Origin of the sequence: Streptomyces sp. NPDC021749, from assembly GCF_040640655.1 — a bacterium.
Classification (GTDB): domain Bacteria; phylum Actinomycetota; class Actinomycetes; order Streptomycetales; family Streptomycetaceae; genus Streptomyces.
This window is the reverse complement of record NZ_JBFACE010000065.1, coordinates 1-25,048: the sequence shown is the minus strand read 5'-3', so window position 1 is coordinate 25,048 and position 25,048 is coordinate 1. Positions and strand designations below refer to the sequence as shown.

22 protein-coding genes and 1 riboswitch are annotated in these 25,048 nt (G+C 70.6%); of the genes, 16 read left to right on the top strand and 6 right to left on the bottom strand.

Translation table 11 applies throughout. The annotated features are described in order from the left end of the window. The first annotated feature begins 187 nt into the window (after positions 1 to 187). The 10 genes from AB0G35_RS35265 (at position 188) to AB0G35_RS35220 (ending at position 10,320) form a co-directional block, all read left to right on the top strand. The gene (locus tag AB0G35_RS35265) at positions 188 to 799 is read left to right on the top strand and encodes a CDP-alcohol phosphatidyltransferase family protein (RefSeq protein ID WP_360958223.1); all 612 of its coding nucleotides are present in this window, start codon (positions 188 to 190) and stop codon (positions 797 to 799) included. Positions 800 to 920: 121 nt separating this feature from the next. Then, entirely contained in the window at positions 921 to 3,416 is a 2,496-nt protein-coding gene (locus AB0G35_RS35260; protein ID WP_360958221.1) for a mannose-1-phosphate guanyltransferase, read from the top strand. 76 nt (positions 3,417 to 3,492) lie between these two features. After that, positions 3,493 to 4,425, top strand: a complete 933-nt coding sequence (locus AB0G35_RS35255; RefSeq protein ID WP_360958218.1) for a DUF881 domain-containing protein — start codon at positions 3,493 to 3,495, stop codon at positions 4,423 to 4,425. Then, entirely contained in the window at positions 4,422 to 4,754 is a 333-nt protein-coding gene (locus tag AB0G35_RS35250) for a small basic family protein (RefSeq protein WP_003984969.1), read from the top strand. Before AB0G35_RS35255 ends, AB0G35_RS35250 begins: the two co-directional genes overlap by 4 nt. Positions 4,755 to 4,759: 5 nt before the next feature. Beyond that, positions 4,760 to 5,728 carry a DUF881 domain-containing protein gene (locus AB0G35_RS35245; RefSeq protein WP_360958215.1) on the top strand — a complete coding sequence of 323 codons (969 nt, stop codon included), beginning with the start codon at positions 4,760 to 4,762 and terminating at the stop codon, positions 5,726 to 5,728. A 118-nt stretch (positions 5,729 to 5,846) separates the two neighbouring features. After that, a complete protein-coding gene (locus AB0G35_RS35240; protein WP_360958212.1) occupies positions 5,847 to 6,695 on the top strand; it encodes an FHA domain-containing protein in 849 nt (282 codons plus the stop codon). 17 nt (positions 6,696 to 6,712) lie between these two features. Then, a complete protein-coding gene (locus tag AB0G35_RS35235) occupies positions 6,713 to 7,459 on the top strand; it encodes a MerR family transcriptional regulator (RefSeq protein WP_360958209.1) in 747 nt (248 codons plus the stop codon). A 56-nt stretch (positions 7,460 to 7,515) separates the two neighbouring features. Then, positions 7,516 to 7,989 (top strand): bifunctional nuclease family protein, encoded by a 474-nt coding sequence (locus AB0G35_RS35230; protein ID WP_006606439.1) that lies wholly within the window; start codon positions 7,516 to 7,518, stop codon positions 7,987 to 7,989. Positions 7,990 to 8,184: 195 nt separating this feature from the next. Then, a complete protein-coding gene (locus tag AB0G35_RS35225) occupies positions 8,185 to 8,790 on the top strand; it encodes a MerR family transcriptional regulator (RefSeq protein WP_360958206.1) in 606 nt (201 codons plus the stop codon). Positions 8,791 to 8,856: 66 nt separating this feature from the next. Then, positions 8,857 to 10,320, top strand: a complete 1,464-nt coding sequence (locus tag AB0G35_RS35220) for a DNA polymerase IV (RefSeq protein WP_360958203.1) — start codon at positions 8,857 to 8,859, stop codon at positions 10,318 to 10,320. Here AB0G35_RS35220 and AB0G35_RS35215 read toward each other — a convergent pair. Next, positions 10,218 to 10,613 (bottom strand): PRC-barrel domain-containing protein, encoded by a 396-nt coding sequence (locus tag AB0G35_RS35215; protein WP_360958201.1) that lies wholly within the window; start codon positions 10,611 to 10,613, stop codon positions 10,218 to 10,220. The two genes, AB0G35_RS35220 and AB0G35_RS35215, sit on opposite strands and share 103 nt — an antisense overlap. Before the next feature lie 114 nt (positions 10,614 to 10,727). Next, positions 10,728 to 10,825, top strand: a riboswitch (glycine riboswitch). Positions 10,826 to 11,013: 188 nt separating this feature from the next. Here AB0G35_RS35215 and gcvP point away from each other — a divergent pair. Next, positions 11,014 to 13,899, top strand: a complete 2,886-nt coding sequence (gcvP, locus tag AB0G35_RS35210; protein ID WP_360958198.1) for an aminomethyl-transferring glycine dehydrogenase — start codon at positions 11,014 to 11,016, stop codon at positions 13,897 to 13,899. A 77-nt stretch (positions 13,900 to 13,976) separates the two neighbouring features. On the opposite strand, the gene AB0G35_RS35205 is transcribed toward gcvP, so the two are convergent. Continuing rightward, entirely contained in the window at positions 13,977 to 14,171 is a 195-nt protein-coding gene (locus tag AB0G35_RS35205) for a DUF5999 family protein (protein ID WP_030416598.1), read from the bottom strand. Between the two features lie 354 nt (positions 14,172 to 14,525). Beyond that, entirely contained in the window at positions 14,526 to 15,116 is a 591-nt protein-coding gene (locus AB0G35_RS35200) for a hypothetical protein (protein ID WP_360958195.1), read from the bottom strand. 578 nt (positions 15,117 to 15,694) lie between these two features. On the opposite strand from AB0G35_RS35200, the gene AB0G35_RS35195 reads away from it, so the two are divergent. Beyond that, the gene (locus tag AB0G35_RS35195; RefSeq protein WP_360958192.1) at positions 15,695 to 17,248 is read left to right on the top strand and encodes a glutamate-cysteine ligase family protein; all 1,554 of its coding nucleotides are present in this window, start codon (positions 15,695 to 15,697) and stop codon (positions 17,246 to 17,248) included. 42 nt (positions 17,249 to 17,290) lie between these two features. Here the strand turns inward: AB0G35_RS35195 and AB0G35_RS35190 are convergent, their stop codons facing one another. Next, the gene (locus tag AB0G35_RS35190; protein WP_360958190.1) at positions 17,291 to 19,078 is read right to left on the bottom strand and encodes a substrate-binding and VWA domain-containing protein; all 1,788 of its coding nucleotides are present in this window, start codon (positions 19,076 to 19,078) and stop codon (positions 17,291 to 17,293) included. Between the two features lie 259 nt (positions 19,079 to 19,337). Here AB0G35_RS35190 and AB0G35_RS35185 point away from each other — a divergent pair, with 259 nt between their 5' ends. After that, a complete protein-coding gene (locus AB0G35_RS35185; RefSeq protein WP_360958226.1) occupies positions 19,338 to 20,093 on the top strand; it encodes a CPBP family intramembrane glutamic endopeptidase in 756 nt (251 codons plus the stop codon). 463 nt (positions 20,094 to 20,556) lie between these two features. Here AB0G35_RS35185 and AB0G35_RS35180 read toward each other — a convergent pair whose 3' ends face one another. Further along, positions 20,557 to 21,378: a PhzF family phenazine biosynthesis protein gene (locus AB0G35_RS35180; RefSeq protein ID WP_360958188.1), complete on the bottom strand. Its 822-nt coding sequence runs from the start codon at positions 21,376 to 21,378 to the stop codon at positions 20,557 to 20,559. A gap of 288 nt (positions 21,379 to 21,666) precedes the next feature. On the opposite strand from AB0G35_RS35180, the gene AB0G35_RS35175 reads away from it, so the two are divergent. Then, positions 21,667 to 22,293, top strand: coding sequence for a PadR family transcriptional regulator (locus AB0G35_RS35175; protein ID WP_360958185.1), 627 nt, complete (start codon positions 21,667 to 21,669; stop codon positions 22,291 to 22,293). A 78-nt stretch (positions 22,294 to 22,371) separates the two neighbouring features. Here AB0G35_RS35175 and AB0G35_RS35170 read toward each other — a convergent pair whose 3' ends face one another. Beyond that, positions 22,372 to 22,800, bottom strand: a complete 429-nt coding sequence (locus AB0G35_RS35170) for an SRPBCC family protein (RefSeq protein WP_360958182.1) — start codon at positions 22,798 to 22,800, stop codon at positions 22,372 to 22,374. Positions 22,801 to 23,157: 357 nt separating this feature from the next. Here AB0G35_RS35170 and AB0G35_RS35165 point away from each other — a divergent pair, with 357 nt between their 5' ends. Both AB0G35_RS35165 and AB0G35_RS35160 read left to right on the top strand, forming a co-directional pair. Beyond that, positions 23,158 to 23,688, top strand: coding sequence for a Clp protease N-terminal domain-containing protein (locus AB0G35_RS35165; protein ID WP_360958179.1), 531 nt, complete (start codon positions 23,158 to 23,160; stop codon positions 23,686 to 23,688). 49 nt (positions 23,689 to 23,737) lie between these two features. Then, on the top strand, positions 23,738 to 24,958 hold the full coding sequence (locus AB0G35_RS35160) for an EamA family transporter (protein WP_360958176.1): 1,221 nt from the start codon (positions 23,738 to 23,740) through the stop codon (positions 24,956 to 24,958). Positions 24,959 to 25,048: the final 90 nt, after the last annotated feature.

Genomic DNA, 25,048 nt, shown 5'->3' with positions numbered 1-25,048 from the left:
TACTGCAGGGGGGACCCTGTGGGAGAGTAGGACGCCGCCGAACAATCTTTGTGGGAAAGCCCCGCACCGTATGGTGCGGGGCTTTTCTGCGTTCTCGGCGATCTTGGGACCCGCGGCGCGGCCCGGCCTACGGGACAGGTAAGGTCAAGGGGCATCGTTGGCACATTTCCCACAGGAGGCCCCCGCGGTGGAGGTCCAGGAGACGCGGGTCCAGACCGATCGCGTCCTCACCATCCCGAATATCCTGAGCATGGCTCGCCTCGTCGGCGTGCCCCTGTTCCTGTGGTTGATCCTGTGGCCGGAATTCGGGGGTCCGAAGGTTGCCGACGCCTGGGCGCTGGTGGTCCTCGCCCTGAGCGGCGTCAGCGACTATCTGGACGGCAAGCTGGCCCGGCGCTGGAACCAGATCAGCAGCCTTGGCCGGATCCTCGACCCGGCGGCCGACCGCCTCTACATCCTGTCCACGCTCGTCGGTCTGACCTGGCGCGACATCCTCCCGATCTGGCTCACCGCGGCCCTGCTGGCGCGGGAACTGATGCTCCTCATCGCGGTGGGAATCCTCGCGCGTCACGGATACGGCCCTCCCCAGGTGAACTTCCTGGGCAAAGCAGCTACGTTCAACTTGATGTATGCCTTCCCGTTGCTCCTGCTGAGCGACGGAAGCGGCTGGCTTCACTCACTCGCTGCTATTTTCGGATGGGCGTTCGCAGGATGGGGTACGGCGCTCTACTGGTGGGCAGGGATCCTCTACGTGGTCCAGGTTCGCCGGCTCATCAAGGCGAACGCCACCGCCGACTGAGCGCTTCGAACCGGCAGATAGTGCCTGGGCCCGGGGCCCGTTAGGTAGGAACAGGAACAGCGGGCCCCTGGGCAAGTGAAGTCGGCAAGACCGTCGTCTTTCAGAGGAGGACGCTTCCGACATGAAGGCCGTTGTGATGGCCGGCGGCGAAGGAACACGCCTTCGCCCCATGACGTCCAGCATGCCCAAGCCGCTGCTTCCCGTGGCCAACAGGCCGATCATGGAGCACGTGCTGCGGCTGCTGAAACGGCACGGTCTCACCGAGACCGTGGTCACCGTGCAATTCCTCGCCTCGCTCGTCAAGAACTATTTCGGTGACGGCGAAGAACTGGGAATGGAACTCACCTACGCCCATGAGGAGAAGCCGCTCGGCACCGCCGGCAGTGTGAAGAACGCCGAGCAGGCCCTCAAGGACGACGCCTTCCTCGTCATCTCCGGTGACGCCCTCACCGATTTCGATCTCACCGATCTGATCCGGTTCCACAAGGAAAAGGGCGCCCTCGTCACCGTCTGTCTCACCCGGGTCCCCAACCCTCTTGAGTTCGGTATCACCATCGTCGACGAGGGCGGCCGCGTCGAACGGTTCCTGGAAAAGCCGACCTGGGGCCAGGTTTTCTCGGACACCGTGAACACCGGTATCTACGTCATGGAGCCCGAGGTCTTCGACTACTTCGAGCCCGACGTGTCCGTCGACTGGTCCGGTGACGTCTTCCCGAAGCTGATGAAGGAAGGCAAGCCGATCTACGGGTATATCGCCGAGGGGTACTGGGAGGACGTCGGCACCCACGAGAGTTACGTCAAGGCCCAGGCCGATGTGCTCGAAGGCAAGGTCGACGTGGAGATCGACGGCTTCGAGATCTCGCCGGGCGTGTGGATGGCCGAGGGTGCCGAGGTGCATCCCGACGCCGTGTTGCGCGGTCCGCTGTACATCGGCGACTACGCCAAGGTCGAGGCCGGTGTGGAGATTCGCGAGCACACCGTCGTCGGCTCCAACGTCGTCGTCAAGAGCGGGGCGTTCCTGCACCGGGCCGTGGTGCACGACAACGTCTATCTCGGGCAGCAGAGCAATCTGCGGGGCTGTGTCATCGGCAAGAACACCGATGTCATGCGGGCCGCCCGGATCGAGGACGGCGCGGTCATCGGCGACGAATGCCTCATCGGCGAGGAGTCGATCGTCCAGGGCAATGTGCGGGTCTATCCGTTCAAGACCATCGAGGCCGGTGCGTTCGTCAACACCTCGGTGATCTGGGAGTCCCGCGGCCAGGCGCATCTGTTCGGCGCCCGCGGCGTTTCCGGGATCCTGAATGTGGAGATCACCCCGGAACTCGCCGTGCGCCTTGCCGGCGCGTATGCCACCACCCTGAAGAAGGGCTCCACCGTCACCACCGCCCGCGACCACTCCCGCGGCGCCCGCGCCCTCAAGCGGGCGGTGATCTCGGCGCTGCAGGCCAGCGCCATCGACGTACGGGACCTGGAGAACGTTCCGCTGCCGGTCGCCCGCCAGCAGACCGCCCGCGGCAGCGCCGGCGGCATCATGATCCGTACGACGCCCGGGGTGCCCGACTCCGTCGACATCATGTTCTTCGACGAGCGGGGCGCCGACCTCTCGCAGGCCGGGCAGCGCAAGCTGGACCGGGTCTTCGCCCGGCAGGAGTACCGTCGCGCCTTCCCGGGCGAGATCGGCGACCTGGCGTTCCCGGCCAGCGTCTTCGACTCCTACACCGGCTCGCTGCTGCGGTCCCTGGACACCACGGGCATCGCCGAGTCGGGGCTGAAGGTCGTCGTGGACGCCTCTAACGGCAGTGCGGGGCTGGTCCTGCCCAGCCTGCTGGGCCGGCTCGGCGTCGACTCCCTCACCATCAACCCCGGCCTCGACGAGTCCCGGCCCACCGAGACCGCCGACGCCCGGCGCTCCGGGCTCGTCCGGCTCGGCGAGATCGTGGCGTCGGCGCGGGCCGCCTTCGGCGTGCGCTTCGACCCCGTCGGTGAGCGGCTGTCCCTCGTGGACGAACGCGGCCGGATCATCGAGGACGACCGCGCGCTGCTGGTCATGCTGGACCTGATCGCCGCCGAGCGGCGCACCGGCCGGGTCGCGCTGCCGGTGACGACCACCAGGATCGCCGAGCAGGTGGCCGCCTACCACGGCACGCAGGTGGAGTGGACGACGACCTCGCCCGACGATCTGACCCGGGTGGGCCGGGAGGACGGCACGGTCTTCGGCGGCGACGGCATGGGCGGCTTCATCATCCCGGAGTTCAGCAGCGTCTTCGACGGCGCCGCCGCCTTCGTCCGGCTGATCGGCCTGGTGGCCCGCACCCAGCTCACGGTCAGCCAGATCGACGCACGGATCCCGCGGGCCCACGTCCTGCGCCGCGACCTGGCCACCCCGTGGGCGGTCAAGGGCCTGGTCATGCGGCGCGTCGTCGAGGCGGCCGGGGACCGCGACGTGGACACCACCGACGGCGTCCGGGTCGTGGAGTCCGACGGCCGCTGGGTCCTGGTCCTGCCCGACCCGGCCGAGGCGGTCACGCGCCTGTGGGCGGAAGGACCGGACGACGCCTCCGCCCAGCAGTTGCTGGACGAGTGGTCGGCCGTGGTGGACAGCGCCGGACGCTGATCCGGACCCCACCGGCGGGCCGGGCATCGGGCACGCCGGTGGGGCCATTGGGAGACTGCGGAGCCGACGTGCGACGATGTGCGGCATGTCGCAGCAGCGCCCCGATCGGAGCACACCGAACAGACCGGCCGCGCGCCCCGACGCGTCCATGTCGCTGCTGACCAACGTGATGGATCACAGCCTCGACGACGGGTACGCCGAGGCGGCCGCCCGTAAGTCCGAGGCCGGGGTGCGCGGTCTGCCGCGCACCCTGCGGGCGAAGTTGGGCCTCGCGGCCGGTCTGGTGCTGGCCGCGCTCGTGGTGACCGTCGGGGCGGCCCAGGCCCGGATATCCGCGCCGACGCTCGCCAAGGAGCGTACGGAGCTGATCAACCGCATCCAGAAGGGCACGGGCGAGGCGGACCGGCAGCAGCAGCGGGTCGACACGCTGCGGGACGACGTCAGCAGGATGCAGCGCGAGGCGCTGAAGCAGCAGGGCGGGGGGAAGGCCGAACTGCTCGCCCTGCTGGCCGGTTCGACACAGGTCACCGGGCCCGGCGTGAAGCTCGTCGTGGACGACGCCAAGGGGGCCGAGTCCAGCGGCGGCGGACCGCGGGAGAGCAGTGACTTCTCGGACACCGGGCGGGTACGGGACCGGGACATGCAACGCGTCGTCAACGGCCTGTGGGCCTCGGGCGCGGAGGCCATCTCCGTCAATGGACAGCGGCTTACGTCACTCTCGGCGATCAGAGCCGCGGGAGACGCCATACTGGTCGACAACAAGCCACTGGTGCCGCCCTATACGGTGCTGGCGGTGGGGGACGGGCAGCGGCTGAGCACCGCGTTCCAGGACAGCGCCGACGGTCAGTACCTGCACGTTCTGCAGGAGAACTACGGCGTCCGCGCCAGGATTTCCGCCGAGAGCGAGCTGACGCTGCCGCCCGCGCCCAGCTTGATCGTACGTACCGCAAAGCCGAAGGCCGGTGCCGCCAAGCCGGACGGCGCCGACACAGGGAAGGGCACATCGTGATCGCCGTACTGGGCCTCATCGTGGGAGTCGTGGTCGGGCTGGTGGTTCGGCCCGTGGTGCCGACGGTGGTCGAGCCTTACTTGCCGATCGCTGTCGTCGCCGCGCTGGACGCCGTGTTCGGCGGTCTGCGGGCCATGCTGGACGGGATCTTCGACGACAAGGTCTTCGTGGTGTCCTTCCTGTCGAACGTGGTCGTCGCCGCCCTGATCGTCTTCCTCGGCGACAAGCTGGGCGTCGGTGCCCAACTCTCCACCGGCGTCGTCGTCGTGCTCGGCATCCGCATCTTCTCCAACGCCGCGGCCATCCGCCGGCACGTCTTCCGGGCGTGAGGCGGATGGCAACGGACGAGACCCCGGAGCCGGAGCAGCGGCAGGAGCGGCCCGAAGGGCGGGAGCCGGCGCAGGAGCGCGGCCCGGCCGGCCGGAAGCCGATGCCGCCCGAGAGCCGGAGCACCCACGAGTCGGCGAAGCCCGCGGACGACGCGGAAAGCCAGGAACCGGACACGACTGGACAGAAGCCGGACAACGGGGCAGACTCCTCGGCCCCGGCGGCGGACACCGGCGCCGGGGAAGCGGAACGCCCGAAGACGGGTCGGGAGCGGCTGGTGGCGAGCCTGTGGCCGCCGCGGCTGACCCGCGCTCAACTGATCGTCGCCCTGCTGCTGTTCATTCTCGGCCTCGGCCTGGCGATTCAGGTACGTTCCACGAGTGACAGCAGTGCGCTGCGAGGTGCGCGCCAGGAGGACTTGGTGCGCATTCTGGACGAGCTGGACAACCGCTCCCAGCGGTTGACGGACGAACAGCGGCGCCTGGAAGGGCAGAAGACCGAGCTGGCCAACAGCTCGGACCAGGCCGAGGAGGCCCGTAAGCAGACCGTGGAGAAGGAACAGCAGCTGGGCGTGCTGGCCGGGACCGTCGCGGCGCAGGGGCCCGGCATCAACCTGACCATCGACGACCCGACGCACTCCGTGGAGGCGGACAAGCTGCTGGACACCATCCAGGAACTGCGGGCGGCCGGCGCCGAGGCCATCCAGGTCAACGACGTCCGGGTCGTCGCGAGCACCTCGCTCTCGGACGTCCGGGGCGGGGTGGAGATCGACGGCAGGCGTGTCACGCAGCCGTACCGTTTCAAGGTCATCGGCAAGCCGGAGGATCTGGAACCGGCGCTGAACATCCCCGGCGGAGTGGTCCAGACACTGGAAAAGGAGCAGGCCAAGGTGTCTGTGACCCGTGAGGAGAAGATCATTGTGGACGCCTTGCGGGCGGCGAAGCGGCCTGACTACGCTCGGTCGTCCTCGCAGTGAGGCGTACAGGTATGTCGAGTGCCCCAGGAGGGCATGAGGTAGCGGGGGGTCGACGCACCGTGCGTGTGGTGTGTGGTGGAAACTGTCTGGAGGCCACGGACGTTCACTGGATGTCCGGATGGGCCGGTGTGTGCATCGAGGGTTCGTCCTGCCCCACGGGCGGGTCTGTTTCGTTCAAGGGGAATCGCCCGTGAAGTTGTTTGGAAAGCTGTTCGGCAAGAGCGCGCGTCAGGAGGACGGCAGCGGCTCCGCGCGGCACCGTGCTGCGGGCCGGGCCGACGAGAGCGGCGCGGCCGAGAACCGTCCGCTCTTCCGTGATGAGGTCGGTGGTCCGTCCGGGGCGCACGGTGCGGGGTCTGTTGACCCCTCCGGTGCCGCCCGCATAGGTTCCCAGGAACCATCAGCCGCACCCACGGGCGGAGGTCCGGCCTTGCCGGTTTGTACGAGGTGTGGGCACCGGAACGCCGAGGCGAGCCGGTTCTGCTCCAACTGTGGCGCGCCGCTGCGCGCGGGCGGGCAGCCCGAGCGGGCTTCCGAGACGACGTCGACGATCTCCATTTCGGGGCTTGAGGCGTACGACTCGGAGACGACGGGCCAGAACCTCTCGCCCGCCCTGTCGCCGGAGGCCCAGGCGGCCGTCGACGCCCTTCCGTTGGGTTCGGCGCTGCTCATCGTCCGCCGCGGTCCGAACTCCGGCAGCCGCTTCCTCCTGGACAGCGAGCTGACGACGGCGGGCCGGCATCCGCAGAGCGACATCTTCCTCGACGACGTGACGGTCTCGCGTCGCCATGTGGAATTCCGTCGCGGTTCGGACGGTCTCTTCACGGTCGCCGACGTCGGCAGCCTCAACGGCACCTACGTCAACCGTGAGCGCATCGACTCCGTCGCCCTCAACAACGGCGACGAGGTCCAGATCGGCAAGTACCGCTTGGTCTTCTACGCGAGCCAGCGAGGCGCCGGTATCTGACCGGCCAGGGAAGGCACATGCGCCATACACCGAAAGGCGGTGCCGGGGACTCCGGCACCGCCTCCTCGGACGGCAAGCCGGTGAGCATCGGCACGGTGCTCAACGTGCTGCGCGAGGAATTCCCCGAGGTCACCATCTCCAAGATTCGCTTCCTGGAGGCCGAAGGGCTGGTCGAGCCGAAGCGCACGCCTTCCGGGTACCGGAAATTCACCCCGGCCGATGTGGAGCGGCTGGCGAGCGTCCTGCGGATGCAGCGCGACCACTATCTGCCGCTGAAGGTCATCCGTGAGCATCTGGACGCCGTCGAACGCGGTGAGCAGGTCACGCTGCCGGCGCCCGCCGCGCCTGCCCGCGATCTGATCGAGGGCGTCCCGGAAGCGGGCGGCGAAACCCCCACGGCTGCCCGGATCGGCCGGGCCGAGCTGCTGGCCGCCGCCGAGGTGGACGAGTCGGCGCTCGCCGACTGGGAGTCGTACGGACTCATCGTCCCCCATGCGGACGGCGGATACGACATCGAGGCCGTCACGGTCGCCAAACTTGTCGCCGACCTGGGCCGTTTCGGTCTCGAACCACGGCACCTGCGGGTCGTCAAGGCGGCCGCCGAGCGCGAGGCGGGCCTGGTCGAGCAGGTCGTTGCACCCCTTCGGCGGCACCGTAATCCGCAGACCAGGGCGCATGCCGAGGCCACCGCCAGGGAGCTCGCCACGCTCTCCGTACGGCTGCACGCGGCGCTGCTCCAGGGCGCGCTGCGGGGCCGGCCGTAGTGAGCAAAAGAGTGCCCGACTACCCAAACCTGCCGGGCACGTCCTAGGGTTGCTGTGTGAACGAGCTCGACGTCGTGGGTGTCCGGGTGGAAATGCCTTCCAGCCAACCGATCGTGCTCCTGCGGGAGGTGGGGGGCGACCGTTACCTGCCCATTTGGATCGGGCCGGGTGAGGCCACCGCCATCGCCTTCGCCCAGCAGGGCATGGTCCCCGCCAGGCCGCTGACGCACGACCTTTTCAAGGACGTGCTGGAGGCGGTGGGGCAGGAGCTGACGCAGGTCCGCATCACCGACCTGCGCGAGGGGGTTTTCTATGCGGAACTGGTCTTCGCCAGCGGGGTGGAGGTCAGTGCCCGTCCGTCCGACGCGATAGCGCTGGCCCTGCGCACCGGAACGCCGATCTTCGGCACCGACGGTGTGCTGGACGACGCGGGGATCGCGATCCCGGACGAGCAGGAGGACGAGGTGGAGAAGTTCCGCGAGTTCCTCGACCAGATCTCACCCGAGGACTTCGGGACCAACAGCCAGTAGCCGGTGGGGCCGGACGGGCGAAGGGTCTGATTCCGGCCAAACTATTTAGCCATTCCCCGCGCGAGGTCACGAGAAACCACTCGTAGGGTGATTATCACTCGGCGTGGCGAGCGCGGCGATCGTTGACGCACCCCGAGTGACTGCATACCGTCGATATGGCAGGTCCCGTCCGGGACGTGGAGGACGGAGGGCGGCGTGGCAATCACCGGCGACGGTATGGCGGCGGAAGGGGCGTTGCCGCTCCACGTGGGCGCAACGGCGAACCGCACCCCGGCACCGGCCGCGGCGGTGTCGGGGGACTGCGAGGCGCAGAACATCGGCTATCGCGGCCCGACCGCATGTGCGGCAGCGGGCATCACGTACCGGCAGCTCGACTACTGGGCGCGCACCGGCCTGGTGGAGCCGAGCATCCGGCCGGCGTACGGCTCCGGTACCCAGCGGCTCTACAGCTTCCGGGACGTCGTCGTCCTGAAGATCGTCAAGCGGCTGCTGGACACCGGGGTCTCACTGCAGAACATCCGCACCGCCGTCCAGCACCTGCGTGCGCGGGGGCTGGCGGATCTGACGCGGATGACGCTGATGAGTGACGGCGCGACGGTTTACGAGTGCACCTCGCCCGATCAGGTCGTCGACCTGCTCCAGGGCGGCCAGGGCGTCTTCGGGATCGCCGTCGGCGTGGTCTGGCGGGACGTGGAGGGCGCGCTCTCGCAGCTGCACGGGGAGCGCGTGGACACCGGCGAGACGCTGATCGGGAAGAACCCGCACGACGAGCTGGCACGGCGGCGCAACCGGGCCGGCTGAGCCTCGGCTGCGGGTCGCGGCCCGGCGACGGGTCGATTGTCAGTGCCATGCGGCAGCATCGGACATGTGAGACCCGCGCCGACGATCCTGCATCTGGACATGGATGCGTTCTACGCCTCTGCCGAGCAGGCGGCGAAGCCGAGCCTGCGCGGGAAACCGGTGGTGGTCGGCGGGATCGGGCCGCGCGGCGTCGTCGCCACGGCGTCGTACGAGGCCCGGGTCTTCGGGGTGCGCTCGGCGATGCCGACGGCCCAGGCGCGGCGGCTGTGCCCCAACGCCGCTTATCTCAGTCCGCGTTTCACCCTGTACCGCCAAGTGAGTGAAACGGTCATGGGGCTGCTGCACGCGCTGTCCCCCCTGGTGGAGCCGCTGAGCCTGGACGAGGCGTTCGTGGACCTGGAGGCGGGCGGGGTGGCCCCGGAGACGGCCGCCGTACGGGCCGTGGGGGAGCAGTTGCGGCGCGACATCAGGGCGGCGACCGGACTGACCGGGTCGGTGGGGCTGGCCGGCGCCAAGATGCTGGCGAAGATCGCGTCGGAGCAGGCCAAGCCGGACGGCCTGGTGGTCATTCCGCCGGGCACCGAGCGGGAGCTGCTGGGACCCATGCCGGTGCGGGTGCTGCCCGGGGTGGGGCCCGCGACGGCCGAGACGCTGCGCCGGGCCGGGATCCACACCGTCGCGGAGACCGCGGAGGCCGGCGAGGCGGAGCTGGTACGGCTCCTGGGCAAGGCGCACGGCGCCGGGCTGTACGCGATGGCCCTGGGGCAGGACGACCGTCCCGTGGTGGCCGAGCGCGATGCCAAGTCCATCTCCGTCGAGGACACCTTCGAGGTCGACCTGACCGACCGGACGCGGGTGCGGACGGAGGTGCTGCGGCTGGCCGACCGGTGCGTCCAGCGGCTGCGGGCGGCCGGGCGTTCCGGGCGCACGGTGGTGATCAAGGTGCGCAACTACGACTTCTCGACGCTGACCCGCTCCGAGACGCTCCGCGGCCCCACCGACGACCCCGCGGTCATCCGGGAGGCCGCGGTGCGTCTGCTGGAGCTGGTGGACACCACCGGCGGCGTCCGGCTGCTGGGCGTGGGGGTCAGCGGGCTGGCCGACTTCACGCAGGAGGACCTGTTCGCCCAGCTGACGACGGAGCGGGAGGCCGAGGAACTGGCGCGGGCCGCGGAGCAGCGGGCCGGCAGTGAGCCGGTCGAGGAGGAGCCGGAGGAGGAGCGGCCGCGCCGCTGGCATCCGGGCCTGGACGTGGTCCACGACGAGTACGGCGCGGGGTGGGTACAGGGCAGCGGGCTGGGGAGAGTGACCGTCCGCTTCGAGACGCCGTGGTCCGCACCGGGGAGGGTGCGGACCTTTGCCGTCGAGGACCCGGCACTGCGGCCGGGGGAGCCCCTGCCGCTGGTGGGCGGGGAGCCTGCGGCGGATCAGTCCTCCGATCCGGCGATCTTGCCGAAGTCCGTGTCGGAGGTGCCCGAATTGCCCGGGGAGACCGCGTCGGAGTCGGGGGAGGAGATATCCAGGCGGTAGTGGTGGTAGAGCTGGAGTTCCTGCTCAGGGGAGAGATGGCGGCCCACACCGAAGTCCGGGGCATCCTTGATCAGCTTGCGGTCGTACGGGATGTGCAGGCCCTCGCCGACCATTTTGCTGGGCTCCAGGGGGACGAACGCGTCCCGGCTGAAGAGCCCGGTGCGTACGGCCGCCCACTCCGGTTCCCCCGTCGCGTCGTCCAGATAGACCTCGTCGATGGTGCCTATCTTCGCGCCGTTGCGGTCGTACGCTTTGCGGCCGATCAGGCTCCGGGGATCGATATCGGTTTGCACGGCCCCTCCAATTGGTCGCAACTGCCCTGTGACAACTACCAAACGGCACATTTCATGCCCCGGCCACTCGAAGGATCCTTCGAGTGGTGCGCTGGTAGGCTGGCGAATGGCCGCAGAACCCGTGCGGGAGAGTCCTTTGTCGTTCGCGACCAGGGCGCCGAAGGAGCAAATCCTCCCCGGAATCTCTCAGGCACACGTACCGCACGGACGAGGTCACTCTGGAAAGCAGGGCGGGCCACGGAAGGCACAGCTCCGGGACCCCTCCTCACCGACGGTGAAAGCCGGACCGCCGTGCGCGGGCCGGTGAAGCTCTCAGGTTGAGATGACAGAGGGGGAGGCCGTCCGGGCACCCGCGCCGTGGTGCCCCTCGTAGGTCGTACTGACCAGGAGGCCCCCGCAGATGACCACCAACCGCATCTCCTTGACCGAGCTGGAGCGCGGCATCCCCTTCGAGCACCGGCACATCGGCCCCGACCACGAGGCGCAGGCCAAGATGCTCGCGCACATCGGATTCGGGTCGCTGGACGAGCTCACCGCCGCCGCCGTACCCGACGTGATCAAGAGCGCGGAGGCGCTCGGCCTGCCGCAGGGCCGTACGGAGGCCGAGGTCCTCCAGGAGCTGCGCGGCCTCGCGGACCGCAACCAGGTGCTGTCCCCCATGATCGGCCTGGGCTACTACGGCACGTTCACGCCGCCGGTGATCCTCCGCAACGTCATGGAGAACCCCGCCTGGTACACGGCGTACACCCCCTACCAGCCGGAGATCTCGCAGGGCCGCCTGGAAGCGCTGCTGAACTTCCAGACCATGGTCGCCGACCTGACCGGACTGCCCACCTCCGGTGCCTCCCTCCTGGACGAGGGCACCGCGGCGGCCGAGGCGATGGCGCTCTCCCGCCGCGTCGGCAAGGTCAAGCAGGGCGTCTTCCTGGTCGACGCCGACTGCCTGCCGCAGACCATCGCCGTGATCGAGACCCGCGCCGAGCCGACCGGCGTCGAGGTCGTCGTCGCCGACCTCTCCGAGGGCATCCCCGCCGAGATCGCCGAGCGCGGCGTCTTCGGCGTCCTGCTGCAGTACCCGGGCGCCTCCGGTGCGGTCCGGGACCCGCGCGCCGTGATCGAGCGCGCCCACGAGCTCGGCGCGATCGTCACCGTCGCCGCCGACCTGCTGGCGCTGGCCCTGCTGACCTCGCCCGGCGAGCTCGGCGCGGACATCGCGGTCGGCACCACCCAGCGCTTCGGCGTCCCGATGGGCTTCGGCGGGCCGCACGCCGGTTTCATGGCGGTGCGCGAGCAGTACGCGCGCAGCCTCCCGGGCCGCCTCGTGGGCGTCTCCATGGACGCCGACGGCCACAAGGCCTACCGCCTCGCGCTGCAGACCCGCGAGCAGCACATCCGCCGTGAGAAGGCCACCAGCAACATCTGCACCGCGCAGGTGCTGCTCGCCGTCATGGCCGGCATGTACGCCGTCTACCACGGCCCCGAGGGGCTGCGGACCATCGCCCGGCGCACCCACCGCTACGCCGCGATCCTCGCCGAGGGCCTGCGGGCCGGCGGTGTCGAGCTGGTCCACGGCGCGTTCTTCGACACCCTGACCGCGCGGGTGCCCGGCCGGGCCGCCGAGGTCGTCGCCGCCGCCCGCAAGGCCGGCATCAACCTCCGCCAGGTCGACGCCGACCTCGTCGGCATCGCCTGCGACGAGACCACCGGCCGCGCCCAGCTGGCCGGCGTCTGGGCCGCCTTCGGCGTGCAGGCCGACATCGAGAAGCTCGACGCGACCACCGACGAGGCGCTGCCGCAGGCGCTGCTGCGCACCGACGACTACCTCACGCACCCGGTCTTCCACCAGCACCGCTCCGAGACCGCGATGCTGCGCTACCTGCGCACCCTCGCCGACAAGGACTACGCGCTGGACCGCGGCATGATCCCGCTCGGCTCCTGCACGATGAAGCTGAACGCCACCACCGAGATGGAGCCGGTCACCTGGCCCGCGTTCGGTCAGCTGCACCCCTTCGCGCCGGCCGACCAGGCCGAGGGCTACCTCACCCTCATCCAGGAGCTGGAGGAGCGCCTCGCCACCGTCACCGGCTACGACAAGGTCTCCCTCCAGCCGAACGCCGGCTCCCAGGGCGAGCTGGCCGGCCTGCTGGCCGTACGCGCCTACCACCGCGCCAACGGGGACGACCAGCGCACGGTCTGCCTGATCCCGTCCTCGGCACACGGCACCAACGCCGCCAGCGCCGTGATGGCCGGCATGAAGGTCGTCGTCGTCAAGACCGGCGAGGACGGCGAGGTCGACGCGGACGACCTGCACGCCAAGATCGACAAGCACCGTGACGAGCTCGCGGTCCTGATGGTGACCTACCCCTCCACCCACGGCGTGTTCGAGGAGCACATCACCCAGATCTGCGCCGCGGTGCACGACGCCGGCGGCCAGGTCTACGTCGACGGCGCCAACCTGAACGCGCTGGTCGGTCTCGCCGAGCCGGGCAAGTTCGGCGGCGACGTCTCGCACCTCAACCTGCACAAGACCTTCTGCATCCCGCACGGCGGCGGCGGCCCCGGTGTCGGCCCGGTCGCCGTCCGCGCCCACCTGGCGCCGTACCTCCCCAACCACCCGCTGCAGCCCACCGCGGGCCCGGAGACCGGCATCGGACCGATCTCGGCGGCCCCCTGGGGCTCCGCGGGCATCCTGCCGATCTCCTGGGCGTACGTCCGCCTGATGGGCGGCGAGGGCCTCAAGCGCGCCACCCAGGTCGCGGTCCTCGGCGCCAACTACATCGCCAGGCGCCTGGAGCCGCACTACCCCGTGCTCTACACCGGCCCCGGCGGCCTGGTGGCGCACGAGTGCATCATCGACGTCCGGCCGCTGACCAAGGCGACCGGCGTGAGCATCGACGATGTCGCCAAGCGGCTGATCGACTACGGCTTCCACGCGCCGACGATGTCCTTCCCCGTGGCCGGCACGCTCATGATCGAGCCGACCGAGAGCGAGGACCTCGCCGAGCTGGACCGGTTCTGCGACGCGATGATCGCCATCCGCGCGGAGATCGAGAAGGTCGGCTCGGGGGAGTGGGACAAGGACGACAACCCGCTGCGCCACGCCCCGCACACCGCGGCCGCGCTCAGCGGCGACTGGGCCCACCCGTACTCCCGCGAGGAGGCCGTCTTCCCGGGCGGTGTCGTGGCGGCCGAGAAGTACTGGCCGCCGGTGCGCCGCATCGACGGCGCCTTCGGTGACCGCAACCTCGTCTGCTCCTGCCCGCCGCTGGACGAGTACGACGGCTGAGCCGTTCCACCGCAGCAGCAAGGGCCCTCGGCAGGTTTTCTGCCGGGGGCCCTGGTGGTTCTACCGGGTGCGCGGGGTCAGGCCGCCGCGGTGACCCGGGCCCGGTGCGGGGCGATGACCTGCCCGTCCGGCAGCAGTTCACCGGTGTCCTCGAAGAGCAGGACGCCGTTGCAGAGCAGGCTCCAGCCCTGCTCCGGGTGGTGTGCCACAAGGTGTGCGGCCTCCCGGTCGGTGGAATCCGCTGACGGGCAAGGTGGTTGGTGCTGACACATGGGAGTTGTCTTTCGCTGCGGTGTGGTGAACGTCGTCGTGCGGCTCGATGAGCTCGATGAGATGGCCATGGCCGCTCCCCCGTTTCTTCGGTCGGTCCCAGTGTTGCCCTACGGAGGGGATTCCGCAGGGATTTCGCGGCAGCGGTACTCACTCGGTATCGACGCGTCACCCGTGCGGGCGGTTGCTCCCAATTGCTCTCCTCTTCAAGGGGGTTGGGAGTGGTATCCACGGGCTAGGCCGCGCGGGTGAGCACGACAGCGTGCCCCGCGGCCGGAAAAGGCCACGGGGCACGCTCGTGAGGGGCGTGGTACGCCGGTGCGCGGGTACCCGGAAGGGCGCCGCCGGCTTGCGGCTCAGGCCGGTTCGCGCAGCTGCAGGGGCGCGGAGGCCAGACGCAGGGTGAGCCGGGGAAGCAGGTCGGCGACGCGGTGCGGGCGGTGAGCGGCGATACCGGGCGGCGCGGGCGCCAGCGGCACCAGCAGGTCACCGGCGGCCGGCAGCCCCCCGGTCCCGTCGGACGAGAGGTCGTCGTGCAGCCACAGGGTGAGCATGTACAGCTCCGGTACGGACAGCAGTCGCGGCTGGTAGGGCGCGGTGAGCGCCTCGGACTGCGCCAGCGCCCGTTCGGTCGAGGCCACGTAGGGGCCGCCGCAGAACCGTCCGAACGTCCAGCCGTCGGCGGTGAGTACCGCCTCGGCGGTCGCCACGGCCCGTTCACCGCCGCGGACCAGGAACTGCCAGCCGGCCAGCCGGGTGTGCGGCGTGCCGTCGGCCCGGCTGACGTCGTCCCAGACGTGCAGGGGCAGGGGGTGGTCGGGGCTGAGCGGGCCCTGGTGGGCGCGCAGGGCGGGAACGGGGGCCTCGCGGACGGCGGTGGGCGAGCCGAGGGCGGTGAGGATGCTGCGCAGGGCAGGCGTGGGGGCAGGGGCAGCGTGCAGCGGCATGGTGGGTCGCCTCTCACTTCGGAGACACGGTGGAGCATGGCAGGTGCAAACGGCGCTGTTTGCGTGCGGGGTCAGAGCGTGGCCGGCCGGGGCTGCGGCCCGGCGTGGGGAATCAGGGCCTGTCGCCGAACCACGGCACGGGCGGGAACACCGCGACACGGGGCGCCAAGTCTCTGCCTCGTAAGCGGAGTTTATACGACGTATGTTCTGAAAGTGTTTCGGCTACTGGCCTTGCGGATTTCCGGCAAGGCGCAATCAGGACCGGTCCGCGAGGTGATTTCCTCCAATTTGTACGGAGCCTTTGCCGCGCCACCTCGCATTGCCTCGCCATTGCGGTAGGCCGGATCTCGTCGGCGAATCTCACGAGCGAAATGCGGGTGGCGATCGCCGCTGAGATATGCCGGTGGAAGATGCCCGGCGCCGCACCACTTCGAGCCTATCGGTACCCGGTCGCCCCCGAGGCGTTATCGATCAGATTGCCGGGGCATCATCGACCGTAGCGCGAGCCCCGGCGTGCCCGGGTTCGCCCCCAAGCGGCCCGTGGCCGCGGGCCGTTCACTGGAGGAGGGACCCACTCGATGGGGGAGAAGGTCGCCGCGGACGGGATCGACCTGGCGGACCGGGAGCGTTATAGACAAAAGCTACACGACTGTCTCGAAGGATTGCACAGACTCCTGGTGGAGAAGCGGTTCGACCGGCCCCGGAATCTCATGGGCCTGGAGATCGAGCTCAATCTCGCCGGCGATGACGGGCAGCCGCGCATGCTGAACTCCCAGGTGCTCGAACGGATCGCCAGCCAGGATTTCCAGACCGAACTCGCGCAGTGCAATCTGGAGGTCAATATCCTCCCGCACCGACTCTCCGGCCGGGTCCTGGACCAGCTCGCCGAGGAACTCCGCACCGGCCTGAGTTACGCCGAGAGAAAGGCCCGCGAAGTCGCCGCCGGCATCGTGATGATCGGCATTCTGCCGACCCTCGGCGCCGCCGACCTGACCAAGGCCAGCCTCTCCGAGAACGACCGCTACGTCCTGCTCAACGACCAGATGCGGGCGGCCCGCGGTGAGGACTTCGTCCTGGACATCCAGGGCGTCGAGCACCTGGTGGCCCGTTCGCCCTCGATCGCCCCGGAGGCCGCCTGCACCTCCGTCCAGCTGCACCTCCAGGTGACACCGGGCCGCTTCGCCGCCGTATGGAACGCCGCCCAGGCCATTGCCGCCGCACAGATCGCGGTGGGCGCCAACTCACCGTTCCTCTTCGGCCGTGAACTGTGGCGGGAGTCGCGGCCGCCGGTCTTCCAGCAGGCCACCGACACCCGCGCACCGGAACTACAGACACAGGGCGTACGCCCGCGCACATGGTTCGGCGAACGCTGGGTCGACTCGGCATACGACCTCTTCGAGGAGAACCTGCGCTACTTCCCGCCCCTGCTGCCGGTGTGCGGACCGCAGGAGCCGCTGCGGGTCCTGGCCGAGGGCGGCGTGCCCGACCTGGCCGAACTGGTGCTGCACAACGGCACGATCTACCGCTGGAACCGCCCCGTCTACGCGGTCGCCGACGGCGTCGCCCACCTCCGGGTCGAGAACCGCGTGCTGCCGGCCGGCCCCACCGTCGCCGACACCATCGCCAACACCGCGTTCTACTACGGCCTGGTGCGCGCCCTGGCCGAGGAGCCGCGCCCCATCTGGTCCCGCCTCCCGTTCGCCGCCGCGGCCAGGAACTTCGACACCGCCTGCCGGTACGGCATCGACGCCACCCTGCAGTGGCCCCGCGCCGGCCGCACCACCGCCCTCGCCGACATCCCGGCGGTGCGGCTGGTACGTCAGGAACTGCTGCCGCTGGCGGCCCGCGGACTCGACGCCTGGGGGGTGGAACCGGCCGACCGCGACCACTACCTGGCCATCATCGAGGAGCGCTGCCGGCGGCGGGTCAACGGCGCCTCCTGGCAGGCCGCGGCCTACCACCACGCCCGCCGCCAGGGCCTGGACCGGGACGCCGCACTCGCCGCCATGACCCGGCGCTACAGCGAACTGATGCACACCGGCCAGCCGGTGCACACCTGGCCGGTCGCCTGGCCACTCGGCGCCCGCCCCACGGTGCCGGGCCCCCGCCAGGCGGCGGCCGAGGGGGCGTAGGCGCCACCGGGAGGCGAGACCGATCCAGGCTGCGGCGGGCGCTCAGCGCGGCGCCTTGCTGCCCGCCGCCATGACGGCCTTGAGGATCACCTGGTGGATCTGCGATGGATCGTCCACCCGGTGGGCCGAACCGCCCGTGGGTGCCACGATCCGCTCCAGCGCCGATACGTCGGCCTCCGGACCGATCGCGACGCCGATCACCGGCACCGGGCGCCCCGGATCCGCCAGCTTCCCCAGCCGGGTGACCAGGGCATCGAGCCTGATACCGCTGGCGTCGTCATTGGACCCGTCGGTGACGATCACCACCGCGTTGAACTTCCCGCTCGCATACGTCCGGCGGGCCTCCTCATAGGCGGCGAGGGCGGTGTCGTACAGGCCGGTGGCGCCGTGGGGCACCGGGGCCAGCGAGCCGAACGCGGCAGCGAGCGCGTCACGGTGGGTCCCGCCGTCGCTCTCGCGGTCGCCGAGACGGCTGGTGGGGGACAGCTCCAGGTAGTCCTTCTCGCCGTCCAGGTGGGTGGCGAACTTCCACAGCCCGATCTCGTCCTCGGGCGTGAAGGTGGCCAGCGCCTGGAGGAGCGAATTCCGGGCGAGGTCCATCCGGGTCTGGCCGCCCCGCCCCGGCACCGGGTTGCCCATCGACGCCGAGGCGTCCACCACGGTGGAGATCCGGGCGCTCTGCACCGTGATCGTCCACATGCCCAGCAGCGCCTGGAGTTGCTTGGCCGTCGGAGGATCGGCCGGTGCGGCCGTGTACGGCTGCGGATCGCGCCCGCCGGCCGCCGCCACCACCTCGGCATCCGCCGCGCCGTCCCCGGCCCGGAAACCGTGCTCGTGCAGCGCCCGCCGCCCGCCGGGCTCGCCCAGCAGCGTCATGAAGCGGCTGGCGGCCCGCGCCTGTTCGGGGCCCATCTCGTCCTCGTCGACCAGCGCGTACGGGTAGTCGAGCCGGGCCGCGCCGTCCTCCGGGTAGAAGAGATCGAGGTCCGGACCTCCGTCCGCCCCCTTGTTGTGGGCGAATGCGGCCTGTTCGGACAGCAGCAGCGCCCGGTTACGTCGCGGATTGCCCCGCTCGGCACCGGAGTCGTCGCGCGGCAACGTGGCCATGACCTGATCGTCGCCGTCCGCGACCCGCTGGTAGAGGAGCTTGGCGGTGGCCGCCGTACGGGTGTCCGCCTCGTCCCCGTCCTCGGCGTCCTTCGCGTTGGCGGCGCTGATACGGGCCAGGGCGAGCAGCCCGGTGGCGCTGCGGGTGGGATCGGCGACCCCCAGACGCAGATCACCGCCGGAGGTCACGTTCTCGGTGAGACCGACCCAGGTGCCACGCTTCTTCGGCCAGCCCAGGGACTTGGCGGCCTCGGGGACGGCGCCCAGCGCCAGGGGGGACGAGGCGATGGCGCCGGCATCCGTCAGCGGAGTGCCGCTCTCCGCCGCGACCCGGTCCACCCACAGGCTCGAATCCGGTATCCAGACCTGGAACTCCGGGTCCGCGGGCCGCTGTCCGAAGGAGTCGGCGAGTTCGTGGGACGGTCGCGCGACGACCTGGACATCGAGACACTTGCCGTCGGTACGCATTCCCTTCTCGCGGGCCGTATCTGCCACCGCCTCGACGGCCGGCGCAATATCGGGCGAGGCGGCGACATCGAGCCGCACCGACGGGCCGTCGCACCGCTCGCCGAAGGGCAGCAGACCGCTGCGCAGCGCCACCACGGAACCGGCGGCCACCGCCAGCACGAGGCCGGTGGAGAGGACGATGGTACGGCGCCGTGGTCCGGGGCGGGCCCCCGTGGACCGCGTCGTGCGGCCGTCGGGCAAGCTGTGTCGTCCCATTGCGGTAGCGCCTCTCCTTCTCGGAGCTCGATCGGGAATCGATGGGGGAGGCGGAAATGCGCCATGTGGATGGCGTCCGCCCCGGCCTGTCGCGCGCGATCTTCGTACCTGCTGTCGAGACCCTAGCGGGGCGGTGACGGGGAAGAGGCGGTAATGCAGAAGTGGAGGAAGCGTGCAGTCGGATACAAGTCCCGGGGCCGGTGGGGACGTTCCGGGGGAGGGCTCCGGCGCGGGCGCGCAACCGGGCGGGCCCCAGCAACTGCCCCGGAGCGTCCTGCGCAGTGAGACGCTCATCGTGCTGGCCCTGTCCGTGGGCGCCAGCGCGGTGTCGTCACTGATCAGCTTCATCGGGTCGGTCACCAAACCCGGCGGCCTCAAGCACCAGGCGGCGACGCTCAACGCCTCCCACGCACCCGGCCGACCCTGGCTGGATCTCGCCTGGCAGCTCTTCGGGATCGCCACCGCCTTGGTGCCCGTGGTGCTGGTCGCGCATCTCCTGATGCGCGAACGGGCCGGCGGCCTCCGCGCCATCGGCTTCGACCGGCAGCGTCCCGGCTTCGACCTCAGCCGCGGTACGGGACTGGCGGCCGCCATCGGCGGCAGCGGCCTGGTGCTCTATCTGGGCGCGCGGGCGGCCGGCGTCAACCTGACGGTGGTCCCCGAGGCGCTGCCCGACGTGTGGTGGAAGATCCCGGTACTGATCGCCTCCGCGGTGCAGAACGCCGTACTGGAGGAGGTCATCGTCGTCGGCTATCTGCTGCGCAGACTGGGCCAGTTGGGCTGGACCCCGATGGCCGCCCTGGTGGCCAGCTCACTGCTGCGCGGTTCGTACCACCTGTACCAGGGCATCGGCGGCTTCCTCGGCAACATGGTGATGGGCGCCGCCTTCGTCCTCCTCTACCGCCGCTGGCACCGTGTCGGCCCCCTGGTAGCCGCTCACGCCCTCATCGACACCGTGGCGTTCGTGGGCTATGCGGTGTTGGCGGGGCGGGTGGGGTGGGTGCCTACGGGGTGAGGGGGGCTTGTCGGGGGAGGGGGTTGCTTGTGGCTTGCGGGGGAGAGTCGTGAGGTTTCGCGCGCGGACGGAAGGCCGAGAGCGGGCGCCCGGCGCGGCGCGGCCGACTGGTAGGGGGAAGTGGCGCCTGGCGTCTGGCCTGACGGCGGGCGGGGGTTGTCAGACGTGACGTCTGTGCGCGGTGCGGGAGATGCCGCAGCCGCGGCCGGCCGGCCTTGCTGCGCGGTCCTCAGCCACGGGGACTGCGCAGAAGGTGGCGGGGGCGGCTCGGAGAGCGTCTGTACGGGGTTGTGCGGGGCCCGGTGATCGGCTCGGGGCGTGGCAGGGCCGAACGAGGGCCCTGCCCGCCGCCGGGGCTGCTCCGGGAGCATGCCCGGAGCGCTGTCCCCCGGCCCGGTCGGCCCCGCGTCGCGACGTCGTGGCCGCGCCGCCCGGCCGAGCTGCGCAGCGCAAAGACGGCCGGTCAGGCCTTGGTCAGCAGTTCGCCGTCGATCACCGTGACCGCGGAACCGGTCAGCAGCGTACGGTCGCCGCGCAGTTCGGTCCGTACGTAGCCGGTACGGGCCGCACCCTGCAGGCCGACCAGTGAATTGCGGCCCAGCCGTGCCGACCAGAACGGGGCGAGCGCGGTGTGCGCGCTGCCCGTTACCGGGTCCTCGTCGATGCCGACCGATGGGAAGAAGCATCGCGAGATGAAGTCGTGGCCCCTGGTGGGGTCCTCGGCGCGCGCAGTGGCGATCACCCCGCGGCCGCCGTGCCCGGCCAGCGTCTTGAGATCCGGGGCCAGGGCCCGTACGGACTTCTCGTCGGCCAGCTCGACCAGCAGATCACCGACGTTCGGGCCCGTGTCGTGGGCCGAGAGGATGTCGACACCAAGGGCGGCCGCGACCACGGGTGGCACCTCGACCGGGGTGAGCGGCGCGGTCGGGAAGTCCATGGTGATCGCCCCGTCGTCGCCGGCCGTCGTGGTCAACACCCCGCTGCGGGTACGGAAGCGGACCGTGCCGGTGGCCGTTCCGGTGCTGTGCAGCACGTGCGCGGTGGCCAAAGTGGCGTGCCCGCACATGTTCACCTCGGCGGCCGGAGTGAGCCAGCGCAGCGCCCAGTCGGCGTCGCCGCCCTGCGGCAGCGGGTGTGCGAACGCGGTTTCGGAGAGGTTGACCTCCGTGGCGACCTGCTGCAGCCAGGCCGTTTCGGGAAAAGCGTCGGAGTCGAAGAGCACGACTCCCGCGGGGTTGCCAGCGAACGGACGCTCAGTGAAGGCGTCGACGATGCGAATCCTCATGAGCGCGAGGGTAGAGGGGCCACAGAGCTACGGGCCAAGGCCAATCCCGGAAAATTGGATCGGAACGACGACGCCGGGGCGGGCCGGTGGGCACGGGCCGGCCTGCGCGAATCGCGCGGTCCCCGCGGCGTGGAGTCATGCCGGCGGCGGGCGGCGCTGACGTACCCCTGCCTCGCAGTGCCTCGCTCTCATCGCATCACATGTAGCTCGGGTCTTGCTTCGGCGAACAGTCCCGATATATCGTTGAAGCATCGCGACCGATCAACGATAGGAATGGAGGACGTCACCATGCGTTCCCAAGGACACGATCACGGACACGAGTACCGGCACGAGCGCTACGGGCCCGGGCGTCACGGCGGCCGGGGCGACTTCGGGGGCGGCTGGGAGCGGCGACGCTCCGCCTTCGGTCCCTTCGGCCCGCCGTTCGGAGGCCCGCCCTTCGGCGGCGGCCGGGGCCGTGGTGGCCCGCGCGGCCGGGCGCGGCGCGGGGATGTGCGGGCATCGATACTGGCGCTCCTGAAGGACCGCCCGATGCACGGCTACGAAATGATCCAGGAGATCGCCGAGCGCAGTGGTGGGGCGTGGAAGCCCAGTCCCGGCTCGGTGTACCCGACCCTTCAACTCCTTGAGGACGAGGGGCTGATCGCCAGTGCCAGCGAGGGCGGCAAGAAGCTGTTCTCGCTGACCGACGCCGGCCGCGCCGAGGCCGACAGCGGCTCGGACGCCCCCTGGGAGGACGCCGGCCGCGGTGTCGACTGGGAGGCGATGAATGAGATACGCAAGGCGGGCGGCGGCCTGGTCGAGGCGTTCCGGCAGGTGTGGGCCACCGGCAGTCCCGAGCAGCGGGAAAAGGCCATGGCAGTGGTCAACAAGGCCCGCAAGGAGCTGTATCTGATCCTCGCCGAAGAAGACTGATTCCGTGGCTCCCTGTCGCAGGCGGTGGCGTCGGGCTTCTCGTTGGGGCGGGTTGACGACGGGCCCGGCGCCGGGGTCTCAGGTGAGCAGGCCGGCGAGCTTGCGTAGCGACTCGTTCAGTGCGGTGCTCGCCGAGTCCTTGAGTTTGCCTGCCATCAGGGAGACCGCGGCGCCCGTGAACGACCCGTCGACCTGAACGGTGGTCGCCTCGCCGTCCGGGGTGAGGGAGTAACGCATCCCGAGGCTGACGCCCATGGGCCCCTTGCCCGAGATGTCGAGCAACCGGCCCGGCTCCAGGTTCCGGACCGTCCAGATGACCTCGGCGGGGAAGCCCATCAGCTTCATGTTCTCCTCGTAGGTCGCGCCTACTTCCAGCTGTTCCGGGCCGCCCTTCGGGAAGGAGGTGTGGGTGGCGTTCCACTGCCCGTACGCATCGAAGTCGGTGAGCCGGTCCCAGACCTTCTCGGCCGGCGCCTCGATGCGGGCCTGTGCGGTGACTTCGGCCATGCGATCACCCCTCCGGTGATGGTCCTGGCTGGTGCCCCGGAACGTAGCCGGGCGGGGAGGAAGGTTCAATACCGGCGACGTCGGTTCCTGATGACCCGTCAGGTGGCGTCAGTTTTCGAGGAGTGAGAGGAGCGCGAGGGGCGTGCTGCTCCCGGGCGTCGCTCGCCGGTGAGAGAGGGCGGCCGAGGGGGAAGGCAACGACCCCGGATGTCCGACCTCCACGGAATCTGCGTATTCTCTCCCTCGTATCTCCTCCCTGAGGATGAGATCCCGGTGCGGCATCCCCAACCAGCGTGGGATGCGCAAATGCTTCCCGGTGGGGAGGCTCGCACGGTCAGGGGCTGGTGGGGTGGGGTTGTGCAAAACCGTACTGCGTATAGCGGAGCCGACGACTCCGTCCAGCAGGACCTCGACAGCCGGCTCACCGTCGAGCTCGCGTCGGTGGTCTCCGCAGCCCGCAGGCGGGCGACCCGGGACGGAGACCGGCAGGTCGACACCGCCCATCTGCTGCACGGCCTCCTGGAATCGGACCCCGCCGTACGCGCGGCCTTCGAGAGCGGGCCGCAGGTGGCCCGGCTGCTCGGCTATCTCGTCCAGCGCAGCATCGGCTACGGACTCCAGTGGCACGGCACGGTAGAGGACTCGGGTGCCGTTCCGGTGGTCACCGAAGGCGGTGTCCCCGGATGGTCACCGGCCGCGGCCGCCGCCATAGACGGCGCCCTCGACCGTGCGCACGCCCGCTACGACACCCGCGCCGACTGCCTCGATCTGCTCGCCGCTCTCGTAGACGACCCCGAATCGCGAGCCGTCGAGGTGCTGCGCCGGGCCTCCGCCGACATCGCCCGGCTCGCCGCCCGTCTGGACGGGGACCGCCCCGGCCAGGACTGACAGGGGTCTCGGGGGTTGCGCTGCTGACGGCGGCTGTCATGATGACCCGATGCACGCGTCATCAGGGAGCACGGCAGGTCGAGCGGTCGGCCCGGGCCAGGGAACTCCGGGGTCCTGGTCGGACCAGCGATCGCCCGCGCTCAACGGGCGCGCGGCCGGCGCGCCGAGGGGACGCGGTGCCGGTATCGGTATCGCACTGCTGTCGGCGCTCGCCTTCGGCGGCTCGGGCGTGGCCGCCAAACCCCTGATCACGGCCGGTCTCGAACCGCTGCACGTCACCTGGCTACGGGTGGCCGGCGCGGCGCTGGTCATGCTGCCGGTGGCCTGGCGCCACCGCGATCTGCCGCGCCGCCGGCCCGCCCTGCTCGCGGGCTTCGGACTGCTCGCCGTCGCCGGTGTGCAGGCGTGTTACTTCGCCGCGCTCTCCCGCATCCCCGTGGGCGTGGCCCTGCTGATCGAATACCTGGCGCCGGCGCTCGTCCTCGGCTGGGTCCGTTTCGTACAGAAGCGGCCGGTCACCCGTGCCGCGGCGGTCGGTGTGGTGCTCGCCGTCGGCGGTCTCGCCTGTGTCGTCGAAATCTGGTCCGGGCTGAGCTTCGATGCGCTCGGCCTGGCACTGGCGCTCGGGGCGGCCTGCTGCCAGGTCGGCTACTTCGTGCTCTCCGACCACGGCAGCGACGGCGAGGACACCGCGGACCCGCTGGGGGTGATCGCGTACGGCCTGCTGATCGGTGCCGTCGTCCTCACCGCGATCGCGCGCCCCTGGGAGCTCGACTGGACGGTCCTCGGCAGCGGCGCGGACATGAACGGCACCCAGGTGCCCGCAGCTCTGCTGCTCGCCTGGATCGTGCTGGTCGCGACGGTGGCGGCCTATCTGACCGGAGTGGTGTCGATCCGCCGGCTCTCGCCCCAGGTGGCCGGGGTCGTCGCCTGCCTGGAGGCGGTCATCGCGACCGTACTGGCCTGGGTGCTGCTCGGCGAACACCTCTCGGCTCCGCAGATCCTGGGCGGGGTGGTCGTCCTGACCGGCGCCTTCATCGCGCAGTTGGCCACACCCCAGTCGACCGAGTCGTTGGTCGTAGCCGGCGCGGGCCCCGGTGAGACCACCGACCTGGCGAAGTCCACGGGTGCGGGCGAGACGACGGTCACGGGCGACAGCACGGGCGCTCGCGACGGCGCCGCCCGGTCCAGCGGTGATGCGGCCGCGGCCGCGACCGGACCGCCGGCGGGTTCCGGGGACGGCTTGTCGCCGGGCTCACCCGCCACCTAGATGATTGAGTCCGATGTTCTTAGTGGTCGTAGGCGATCAGGGATCGTTTGATCTTGGCGCCGGTGGTCCAGTTGTGCCAGATGCAGGCTG

Bases quoted from the DNA above. Each gene is read 5' to 3' on its own strand.
- AB0G35_RS35260 (WP_360958221.1), top strand. From the start codon at position 921: ATGAAGGCCGTTGTGATGGCCGGCGGCGAAGGAACACGCCTTCGCCCC.
- AB0G35_RS35255 (WP_360958218.1), top strand. From the start codon at position 3,493: ATGTGCGGCATGTCGCAGCAGCGCCCCGATCGGAGCACACCGAACAGA.
- AB0G35_RS35245 (WP_360958215.1), top strand. From the start codon at position 4,760: ATGGCAACGGACGAGACCCCGGAGCCGGAGCAGCGGCAGGAGCGGCCC.
- AB0G35_RS35240 (WP_360958212.1), top strand. From the start codon at position 5,847: ATGGGCCGGTGTGTGCATCGAGGGTTCGTCCTGCCCCACGGGCGGGTC.
- AB0G35_RS35235 (WP_360958209.1), top strand. From the start codon at position 6,713: ATGCGCCATACACCGAAAGGCGGTGCCGGGGACTCCGGCACCGCCTCC.
- gcvP (WP_360958198.1), top strand. From the start codon at position 11,014: ATGACCACCAACCGCATCTCCTTGACCGAGCTGGAGCGCGGCATCCCC.
- AB0G35_RS35205 (WP_030416598.1), bottom strand. From the start codon at position 14,171: ATGTGTCAGCACCAACCACCTTGCCCGTCAGCGGATTCCACCGACCGG.
- AB0G35_RS35200 (WP_360958195.1), bottom strand. From the start codon at position 15,116: ATGCCGCTGCACGCTGCCCCTGCCCCCACGCCTGCCCTGCGCAGCATC.
- AB0G35_RS35195 (WP_360958192.1), top strand. From the start codon at position 15,695: ATGGGGGAGAAGGTCGCCGCGGACGGGATCGACCTGGCGGACCGGGAG.
- AB0G35_RS35190 (WP_360958190.1), bottom strand. From the start codon at position 19,078: ATGGGACGACACAGCTTGCCCGACGGCCGCACGACGCGGTCCACGGGG.
- AB0G35_RS35180 (WP_360958188.1), bottom strand. From the start codon at position 21,378: ATGAGGATTCGCATCGTCGACGCCTTCACTGAGCGTCCGTTCGCTGGC.
- AB0G35_RS35175 (WP_360958185.1), top strand. From the start codon at position 21,667: ATGCGTTCCCAAGGACACGATCACGGACACGAGTACCGGCACGAGCGC.
- AB0G35_RS35170 (WP_360958182.1), bottom strand. From the start codon at position 22,800: ATGGCCGAAGTCACCGCACAGGCCCGCATCGAGGCGCCGGCCGAGAAG.
- AB0G35_RS35160 (WP_360958176.1), top strand. From the start codon at position 23,738: ATGCACGCGTCATCAGGGAGCACGGCAGGTCGAGCGGTCGGCCCGGGC.